The sequence below is a fragment of the Kribbella sp. genome, assembly GCF_035655035.1.
In the GTDB taxonomy this organism is placed as follows: Bacteria; Actinomycetota; Actinomycetes; order Propionibacteriales; family Kribbellaceae; genus Kribbella.
The window spans coordinates 1-8,829 of sequence record NZ_DASRVN010000520.1 but is presented as its reverse complement, the minus strand read 5'-3'; the positions used below and the strand labels follow the sequence as shown (position 1 = coordinate 8,829).

Below are 8,829 nucleotides of genomic sequence, written 5' to 3'. Positions count from 1 at the left end.
GCTGATCAGCCGGCCGCCGGTGACGTTGAGGTCGTCGATGCCGTGGTCGCCGTTGTCGTACGTGACGTTCAGTGCGGCCAGGTTGTCGTTGCCGCCGGGGTAGAACTGGATACCGGAGTCCTCGTTGTCGTGGGTGACGTTACGCAGCACGGTGTTGCCGGCGCTGATCACGTTGATCCCGTTCGCGTTGCGGCGCCAGCCTTCGGCGTTGAAGGCCGCGTCGTTGTCGCTGACCAGGATCCCGGTCGAGCCCGAGCTGAGCAGGATTCCGGTGCCGTTGTTGTGGTTCACGTCGTTGCCGCTGACAACTGACGAGCTCGACCCGCGGATGGAGATCCCGTACGCCGTGTGCCCCGAAACGGGCTGCCCGGCGCCGGTGACGGTGTTGCCGCTGATCGTGATGTCGTGGCTGCCGGACACGTACACGCCGTCGTACCGGGTGCCTGTGAACGTGAGGCCGGACAGGATGATGTACGCGCGGGACGTGAGGTTGGCGCCGTAGCTCGCCGGTGCGATCACGGGGTGCCGGCCGGGCCAGGCGGTGATCGTGATCGGAGCCGCCGCGGTCCCCGAGACCGCGGGTTTGACGGTCTCGCTGTAGGTCCCGTCGCCGAGGTACAGCGTGAGGCCGGGCGCGAGTTTGCTGACACCCTTGGTGACGGTGCAGTACGGCGTGGTCGCCGTACCGGGACCCGCATCGGAGCAGCCGGCCACCGTCCGGTCGACGTACAGGGTGGTTGTGTCGGCGCGGGCGATCAGCGGGCACGCCAACGCGACTCCCGACAGGAGGAGTACGCCACCCAGTCTTCCGGTGGTCCCCATGGTCCCAGCGTCACTCCAGGCGGTCTTGTTGCGCATCGTGCATTCGGCGTAGTCCCTGCGGGCGAGAACGGGCTGCGTACGCCGGGCCGGCCGGGCTGCCGGTCGCGACGAGGGGGTGTCGTGGACCGGGACCGGTGCGGCGTCCGGAGCATGTGGGGTGCGTCCGGCGCGTCGGCGACGTACGCAGCATGTTCCCCACTTGGCAGCGTGACGGCGAGGCCGACCCGGGGCAAGAAACATGACGCGGCCGTCATCGACTGGTCAGACCGGCAGCCGCAGTTCGAAGACCGCGCCGCCGTCCGGGCCGTTCCGCGCGGTGAGCGTGCCGCCGTGCGCGATCGCGGTGGACCTGGCCATCGCGAGGCCGAGCCCGGTGCCCATCCGGCCGGTCGGCGCGATCCGGTGCCAGAACCGGTCGAACACGTACGGCAGGTCCGCCGGGTCGATCCCCGGCCCGGAGTCGGCGACCTCGACCACGCACCAGGCACCCTCGCGAGCGCAGCGCAGGCTGATCCGGCCGCCGGCCGGCGTGAAGTTGACGGCGTTCTCGACCACCGCGTCGATGGCGATCTCGATCCATTCCGGGTCGGCCGTGACGGTGCCGGTCGGCGTACAGTCCAGCTCCCAGGTGTGGTCCGGGTCGGCCGACCAGTTGGCCGTGAGTTCGCGGACCAGGTCGCACAGGTCGACCGGCTGGGTGGACAGCCCGTCGCCGGCGTCCAGCCGGGCGACCGCGAGCAGCCGGTTCGACAGCGCGGACATCCGCTCCAGTTGCAGCTTCGCGACCGACAGGTCGGAGCGGACCTCCGGGTCCAGGTCGGCGGCGGCGACCAGTTCCAGATGGCCCTGGGCGATCGTGATCGGCGTCCGGATCGCGTGCGAGGCGTCCCGGAAGAACTCCCGTTCGCGGTCGACCGCGCGCAGCTGGCGGTCGGCCATCCCGGCCAGTTCGGCGACCGCCGCGGCGCGCCGCCGTACATGCCAGATCATCACCAGCAGGACCAGTGGCATCAACGGGATCTCGGCGAGCTCGGCACTCGCCAGCCGGCCCTCCTCCGCGTGCGAGGCCATCAGCCAGCCGCTCAGCAGCGTGATCACCGCCGTCGCGATGAGCGTCGGAACCACCGGCCAGATCCGGTACGCGTACGCGATCGCGACCGCCAGGAACATCAGGTGGAACGGGCCTGCCTCGTGGCCGGGGAGCGCGATCATCAGCGCGAGCATGCCGGCCACGACGGCGGCGACCGCCACGTCGATCAGCGTGCTGACCGGCCGCGGCGCCCGGAACGAGGCGGTTTGCGCCACCTCACGCGCTCTGGAGCTGGTAGCCGACGTTGCGCACGGTCACGATCAGGTCCGGCCGGATCTTCGAGCGCAACCGGCCGACACAGACGTCGACGACGTTGGTGGACGGGTCGAAGTCGTACCCCCACACCTCCGACAGCAGCTCCTGCCGCGAGCAGACGATGTCGGGATTGCGCATCAGGTACCGCAGCAGCAGGAACTCGCGCTTCGGCAGCACCGTCGGCCGGCCGTCGACGAGCAGTTGCCGCGCCTCCAGGTCGAGCACCAGGTCACCGACCCGGAGCTGGTTCTTCCGCCGGTTCGAGGCGTCCTCGCCGAGCCGGCCGCGGACCCGCGCGATCAGCTCCCGGATCGCGAACGGCTTCGCCAGAAAGTCGACCGCGCCCTGCTCCAGGCAGCCGATCCGCAGGTGTACGTCGGCGGTCGCGGACAGGATCAGCACCCGGAACGCCGGATCCTGCGCCAGCAGCGCCGACAGCACCGCCTCCCCGTGCATCCCCGGCATCACCAGGTCGAGCACGATCAACGCCGGCTGCTGCTCCAGCGCCAGCCGCAGGCCCCCCAGCCCGTCGGTCGACCCCAGAACCTGATACCCCTCCGCCTCGAGCGCCCTCCGCACGAACCGGATCAGGTCCGGCTCGTCGTCAATCACCAGAATCTTGGTCATCCGTGCCCCCCTCAGGATGATGACCACCTGCACCGCTGGCGCCATTCTCGATTCTCCCGCCCGCCCACGGAACCCCTCGTAACACTTTCGTGCCACGCTCCGTTAATCGACCGTTTACCTGCCCGCCGTGCCAGGCGCGTGACAGGGCGGTGACAGTGCGGTTCGGCATGCTGTTCGGGTGGGTCAGATCGAGGTGGTGGGTGGGGTCGCGGTCGAGAGTTTCGGGGCCGGGCCCGGGGTGGTCGTGGTGCCGGGGACCAATCGGCGGGCGCATCATTACGAGGGGCTGGCGCGGGAGCTGGCGGGGGCTCATACGGTGCATGTGGTCGAGCGGCGCGGGCGCGGGGCGAGCGCAGCGCGGGGTACGTCGTACAGCGTGGAGGCCGAGGTCGACGACGTGCTCGGGGTGCTGGAGCGGACCGGGGCGCGGGTCGTGTTCGGGCACAGTTACGGCGGGCTGATCGCGTTGCACGTCGGGCTGCGGCAGGCGCTCGACGCGTTGGTCGTGTACGAGCCGGGGGTCAGTCTGGACGGGTCGTTCGACCTGAGCTGGATGGAGGCGTTCAACCGCAAGGTCGCGGACGGGCGTTTCGTGTCGGCGATGACGACGTTCCTGAAAGGCGCGCAGGTGCTGCCGTTCCGGGCGACTCCGTTGCTCTGGGCAATCTCCGTGCTGCTGCTCTTCGGGCGCGAGGAGCGGGACCTGATGCCGCTGACGCCGGCCGAGCTCGGCGAGATCGCGCGGCTCGACTCCGACGGCAGCCGGTACGCCCGGATCGCGGCGCCGACGTTACTGCTCGGCGGCGCCAAGACCCCGTCGTACCTGACCGGCGTCCTCCCGCAGCTGGCGAAGATCCTGCCGAACGCCGAGTACTCGATCCTGCCCGGGCTCGATCACAACGCGCCGGACGAGACCGCGCCGGACGAGGTGGCCCGCCAGCTCCGGCAGTACCTGGTCCGCCGGAGCCGCTAGCCTCGCGGTGTGGACAGTCCGGTGGGGGAGTTGTTGCGGGAGTGGCGTCGGCGCCGGAAGCTGAGCCAGCTGGAGCTGGCGATCCAGGCCGACGTGTCGGCGCGGCACGTGAGCTTCGTGGAGACCGGCCGGACGATCCCGAGCAGTGCGATGGTGCTGCGGCTGGCCGAGCAGCTCGCGGTGCCGTTGCGGGAGCGTAATCGGCTGCTGGTCGCGGCCGGGCATGCGCCTGTGTACCGGCAGACGGCGCTCGACGACCCGGACATGACGCGGGTCCGCGCGGCGCTCGAGCAGTTCGTGCAGGCGCATGCACCGTACCCGGCCCTCGCTGTGGACCGGCGCTGGAACCTGCTGCTGGCGAACGACTCCTTCAACGCATTCCTCGCCACCGTCGACAAGAAGTTGCTCGAGGCACCGGTCAACCTGATGCGCCTCGGCCTGCACCCCAACGGGCTCGCGCCGCGGATCGTGAACCTGCAGCAGGTCCGCGGGTACCTGCTGCCCCGCCTCGCCCGGCAGGCCGCCGCGACCGGCGACCCGGTACTGCATCAGCTGTACGGCGAACTCGTTGCCTACGGCCCGGTCGTGACCGCGCCGCCGGACCCGGCCGAGATCGCACTCCCGATCCAGCTCCGGCATCGAGGTACCGAACTGACCTTCCTGATCGCGGTCACCACCTTCGGTACGGCGTTCGACGTCACGCTCGAGGAGATCGCGGTCGAGACGTACCTGCCGGCGGACGCGGTGACCTCGGACTACTTCCGCCGTACCTGACGAAACGTCCGTTGCAGGTCCGCCGTCCACTCCGTTGGGACCTCCCACGGAATGAAGTGGCCGCCGTTCGGGTGCGCGGTGATGTTGATGTGGTTGTACCAGGCGGCGCGGTCGCTCGCGAGGAAGTTCTGCACGCGCTGCTCCGGGGTGTGTACGCCGGGCGGGTTCTCGTAGCCGACGAACGTGATGCCGGTCGGCGCCTCGACCACCGGCGTCCGGTCGTGCGACGGCGTCCACGGGTAGCGGTTGTTGTTGGCGTACGTACGGATCGAGGTGTCGATCGCGTTGCCCGCCCAGAAGATCGTCGCGTGGGTGAGCAGGTCGTCGTCGCTGAACGGCTCGTCCTCCGACCAGCTCAGCCAGCGCTCCATGATCCACGCGAGCATGCCTGCGGGCGAGTCCGCGAGGCTGTAGCCGAGCGTCGTCGGGTGCAGTACGTGGGCCGCGAGATGCGCGGCGAACCGGCGTTCGAACTGGACGATCCCGTCGTGGACCTCCGGCGGCAGGCCCTCCGGGATCGGCTTGCCGCCGCTCAGGTCCCAGCCGCGGTCGCCGTTGAAGAAGTCGAGCTTCAGCGCGGAGCCGATGTGGATCCCGTACAGCTCGGCGGCGTACTTGTGGCCGAGCTGCCCGGTCACGAGCGCGCCGACGTCGCAGCCGGCCGCGGCGTACCGCTCGAACCCGAGGACTCCGGTCATCAGTTCGTGCCAGACGTCGGCGATCTTCCAGAAGTTCATGTCCGGACGGGTCGGGGTCGAGAACCCGAACCCGGGCAGCGACGGCACGATCACGTCGAACGCGTCCGCCGGGTCACCGCCGTACGCCGCCGGGTCCGCGAGCCGGTCGATCACCTTCGACCAGTGCCAGAACGTCCACGGCCAGCCGTGGCTGAGGATCAACGGGACAGGGTCCGGCCCGACGCCGGCCTGGTACAGGAAGTGCACGGGGACGTCGCCGACCTGGACGCGATGGTGTGCATACGTATTCATCGACCGTTCGGCGGCGCGCCAGTCGTAGCCGTCGGCCCAGTACTCGACGAGCGGCTGCAGGCGGGTCCGGGGGACGCCGTAGAACCCGTCGTCGTTGCCGGCGTCGCGCGGCCACTTTGTCGCGCGCAGGCGGCGCCGAAGGTCGTCGAGAACTTCGTCAGGTACGGCGATCGGGGTCGGGGTCACAGGGGTCCTCCGCAAGGTCTGTCAGGCGATGGAGTACGTCGATCGAGCCCGCGAGTACCGCGCGCTCGTCGGGGGTCAGGCGGTCCACGAGCGCGGCGAGCTTCGCGACTCGGTTCGCATGCCGGGAGTGGACGATCTCCTGGCCGATGGGGGTCAGGGAGAGCAGGCTGGCGCGACCGTCGGTCGGGTCGGGGGCACGCTGCAGCAGGCCGTCCTGCTCGAGTTTCGCGACCAGGCTGGTGAGCGCGGGCTGCTTGAGCTGCTCGGTCGCCAGCAGCGCGGTGAGGCGCAGCGGGCCGTTGCGGTCGAGCGTGTGCAGGACCGACAGCGCCGAGAAGTTCAGCCGGCGCACCGACGGCAGCCGGATGAAGATCGTGTTGAAGTCCTCGATGACCGTGGTCAGGCGGTCGACGTCCAGCTCATCCACGGACGCGACTATACATCGATTTTCGATGTTTTATTTGCTGAGGGTCACTCCGGAGACGGCGAACGTCGTGCCGCCGGACTTGAACGTGAGCACCGCCTGGGTCGCGTTGTCGGGGAGCTGCCCCTTGAACGTGATCGTCCCGTGCTCGCTGCCGCCCGGGTTGATCCGGCTCGGCCAGGAGCTCTTCCCCGGGTCGGCCCGCAGCGCGGTGCCGTCGGCGGCGGTGAACGTCGTACCGTCGATCGGGATCGAGAACGCCTGCTTGCCGCTGTTCGCGACCTGGACCTCGATGCGGGTGAAATGGCTGGTGTACGTCACGTTCTCGACCGTGACGGTGATCCCGGCACCGGACTTCGCGACCGGTTTCACCAGCCGGTCGGCCCCGGATTCGTTGCCGGTCAGGTAGCCGGCGACGTACTCCGTCCCCGCCGTGACCGCGAACCCACCGACCCCGATCCCGACCAGCACCACGCCGATCGCGATCAGCACCGAGACGTCGAACCGCCCCGGCCGGTGCGGCTTCGGAGCCGCCGCGTCGATCAACGCCAGCACCATTCCCGCGACCAACGCAAAACTCGGCGCAACCAGCCAGCGCAGCATCCCACCCGGGCCGGTGGCGAAGAAGCTCGCGATCAGGTTGACGACCAGCCCAACCACGACCAGCCCCCCAGCCACAACCAACACCCGCGACAACCGAACAGTCCCGACCGCCTCACGCTCACCCCCCAACCCACGAGCACCCAGGCGACCACCGAGACGGCCAGCGGGCTGATCCCCGGGGTGACTGCCGAGCTGATTGCCGAGCTGATTGCCGAGCTGATTGCCGGAGTGACTGCCGGAGTGACTGCCGGAGTGACTGCCGGGCTGGTTGCCGGGTTGGTTGCCAGGGTGGCCGCCGGCGTGGCTTTCGGGGTGATGCTCAGCCGCCTGATCCGCGGAGTAGTCACCGGCCTGCTGCCCAGGAAGCCGGCTGGCCCGGCGCTCACCATCCGCAGCCCGCCCGCCCACGCCTGCCGTACGCCGGTCGGCACCCGACGTACGCCGGTCAGCTCCAGGAGCCCGTCCGTCAGCTCCAGGAGCCCGTCCGTCACCTCCAGGAGCCCGTCCGTCAGCTCCAGGCATACTCCGGTCGCCGCCGGTCGTACTGCGGTCGGTCGCGGCGGGCCAACTGTCGGACTCGTTCCAGTTCGGCTGCGGGTGGTCGATCTGCCCTGAGACCTCCCAAGGCGACCGCACCGGCTCCGGGTTCTCCGCCGACGGGTAAGCGGCCCAGGTTCCCCCGTCCGGCCTGTCAAACCCCGGCACCAGCCCCGCAGGCCCCTGCTCCACCTCACCGCCGTACCCACCCCGAGCCGACGCACCGCCCCCACCATCCGGCACAAACGAACCACCCCCGGCCTCACCCGCCGGATAACCATCCGCCCCACCAGCGTCGCCCCGAGCCACCAAGTCCGGCGCGAACGGCCCACCGCCGGCGCCACCCACCGCATACGCATCAGCCGGCTCGCCGAATCCAGCCCCCTCCGCAGCAGCCGGCACGAACGGACCGCCGTCCGCGCTGCCTGCCGCGTACGCATCAGTCGTCTCGCCGGAGCCAGCCCCCTCCGCAGCAGCCGGCACGAACGGACTTCCGGCCGCGCCGCCTGCCGAGCCGTCGTCCGTCCAGCGGGATGAACCCTCGTACGGTGCGGCCTCGCCGGGTGCTGTCGCGTGTGGTGCTGTCTCTCCGGGCGTTGGCGCCTCCAGGGCGGAACCGGTTGGTGCGAACGGGTTGCCGGTGGGTGGTTGGTAGCCGTCGTCGGTTCGTGGGCCGTGGTCGGGTCGGAACGGAGTCGCTGACTGCGGGTGCTCGGTGAAGGGGGAGCTGGGTTGGGGGTCCGCCGGGGTCGGGTTCGGTGGGTACGTCGGTGCGCGGTGGGAGGTCGGCGTACCGGGAGAGGCTGCTTCGCCCGGTCCGACAGGCGGGTTGGCCGGGGCGCGGTGGGAGGCGGGCGTGCCCGGAGAGGCTGATGGGCCTGGACCCGTAGGTGGGTAGGTCGGTGCGCGGTGCGAGCCTCCGGAGGGGGAGGTCGGCGGGGCTTCGGCGGATGTGTGGAGGTTCGGTACGGCGGCGTACGCGCCGTGCTCGGCTGGGTCCGCTGCAGCTTGTCCGCGCGGGTCCACCGGCGCCTCCGCGGGTGCGTACTGCGCGGAGTCCGCCGGAGGTTGGGCGGGGGTGTAGTGCGCGGAGTCTGCCGGAGGTTCGGTGGACGCGTACTGCGCCGCGGGCTCGGTGGCGGCGGGCGTCGGGTTCGCCGGAGCTTGGGCGGCGGCGCGGTTTGCGTCGGCTGGTGGGGCGATGGGCGAAGGGGCGGGCGACAGGCCGGCGTACGGCGGTGGGTCTGTGGGGCCGTGGCGTGCGAGCTCGGGTGCCGGGTCGGGCTCGGGGTGTGGAGAGGTCGCGGCGGACGCGCCGGACGCGCTTGGGAGCGCCTCGGCGGGCGGGCCGGCGAGGGAACCGGCGGGCAGGGCAGCGAGAGGATCGGCCGGAGGGCCAGCGAGCGCCTCGGCGGGCGGGCCACCGAGGGGATTGGCCGGAGGGCCAGCGAGGGGATCGGCGGGGGCATCGGCGGGCGGGCCGGCGAGGGGATCGGCGTGTGGGGGCGCGGCGTCGGCGTGGGCGGAGGAGGTGTGGGTGGGGGAGGCG

General features: G+C 70.8%; 9 protein-coding genes. 3 read left to right on the top strand and 6 right to left on the bottom strand.

Annotated features, from left to right (window positions below):
- The 3 genes from VFF46_RS28390 to VFF46_RS28380 form a co-directional block, all read right to left on the bottom strand.
- Positions 1 to 822 (bottom strand): right-handed parallel beta-helix repeat-containing protein (locus VFF46_RS28390; protein WP_325040284.1); only part of this gene is annotated, 822 nt, incomplete at its 3' end.
- 261 nt (positions 823 to 1,083) lie between these two features.
- The gene (locus tag VFF46_RS28385; protein ID WP_325040283.1) at positions 1,084 to 2,127 is read right to left on the bottom strand and encodes a HAMP domain-containing sensor histidine kinase; all 1,044 of its coding nucleotides are present in this window, start codon (positions 2,125 to 2,127) and stop codon (positions 1,084 to 1,086) included.
- 1 nt (position 2,128) lies between these two features.
- A complete protein-coding gene (locus VFF46_RS28380; protein ID WP_325040282.1) occupies positions 2,129 to 2,794 on the bottom strand; it encodes a response regulator transcription factor in 666 nt (221 codons plus the stop codon).
- A 178-nt stretch (positions 2,795 to 2,972) separates the two neighbouring features.
- Between VFF46_RS28380 and VFF46_RS28375 the strand changes: the two genes are divergently transcribed.
- Both VFF46_RS28375 and VFF46_RS28370 read left to right on the top strand, forming a co-directional pair.
- Positions 2,973 to 3,767, top strand: a complete 795-nt coding sequence (locus VFF46_RS28375) for an alpha/beta hydrolase (RefSeq protein WP_325040281.1) — start codon at positions 2,973 to 2,975, stop codon at positions 3,765 to 3,767.
- Between the two features lie 9 nt (positions 3,768 to 3,776).
- Entirely contained in the window at positions 3,777 to 4,541 is a 765-nt protein-coding gene (locus tag VFF46_RS28370) for a helix-turn-helix transcriptional regulator (protein WP_325040280.1), read from the top strand.
- Here VFF46_RS28370 and VFF46_RS28365 read toward each other — a convergent pair.
- From VFF46_RS28365 to VFF46_RS28355, 3 genes are read right to left on the bottom strand one after another with little or no spacing between them, the layout of a single operon-like run.
- The gene (locus VFF46_RS28365; protein WP_325040279.1) at positions 4,523 to 5,716 is read right to left on the bottom strand and encodes an epoxide hydrolase; all 1,194 of its coding nucleotides are present in this window, start codon (positions 5,714 to 5,716) and stop codon (positions 4,523 to 4,525) included. The two genes, VFF46_RS28370 and VFF46_RS28365, sit on opposite strands and share 19 nt — an antisense overlap.
- On the bottom strand, positions 5,688 to 6,143 hold the full coding sequence (locus tag VFF46_RS28360) for a MarR family winged helix-turn-helix transcriptional regulator (protein ID WP_325040278.1): 456 nt from the start codon (positions 6,141 to 6,143) through the stop codon (positions 5,688 to 5,690). Before VFF46_RS28360 ends, VFF46_RS28365 begins: the two co-directional genes overlap by 29 nt.
- Positions 6,144 to 6,173: 30 nt before the next feature.
- Positions 6,174 to 6,818, bottom strand: coding sequence for a hypothetical protein (locus VFF46_RS28355; protein WP_325040277.1), 645 nt, complete (start codon positions 6,816 to 6,818; stop codon positions 6,174 to 6,176).
- A 105-nt stretch (positions 6,819 to 6,923) separates the two neighbouring features.
- On the opposite strand from VFF46_RS28355, the gene VFF46_RS28350 reads away from it, so the two are divergent.
- A complete protein-coding gene (locus VFF46_RS28350; RefSeq protein ID WP_325040276.1) occupies positions 6,924 to 7,358 on the top strand; it encodes a hypothetical protein in 435 nt (144 codons plus the stop codon).
- Positions 7,359 to 8,829: the final 1,471 nt, after the last annotated feature.

What these genes read in the sequence shown, in the direction of transcription:
- VFF46_RS28380 (WP_325040282.1), bottom strand. Translation starts at nt 2,794, where the DNA reads ATGACCAAGATTCTGGTGATTGACGACGAGCCGGACCTGATCCGGTTC.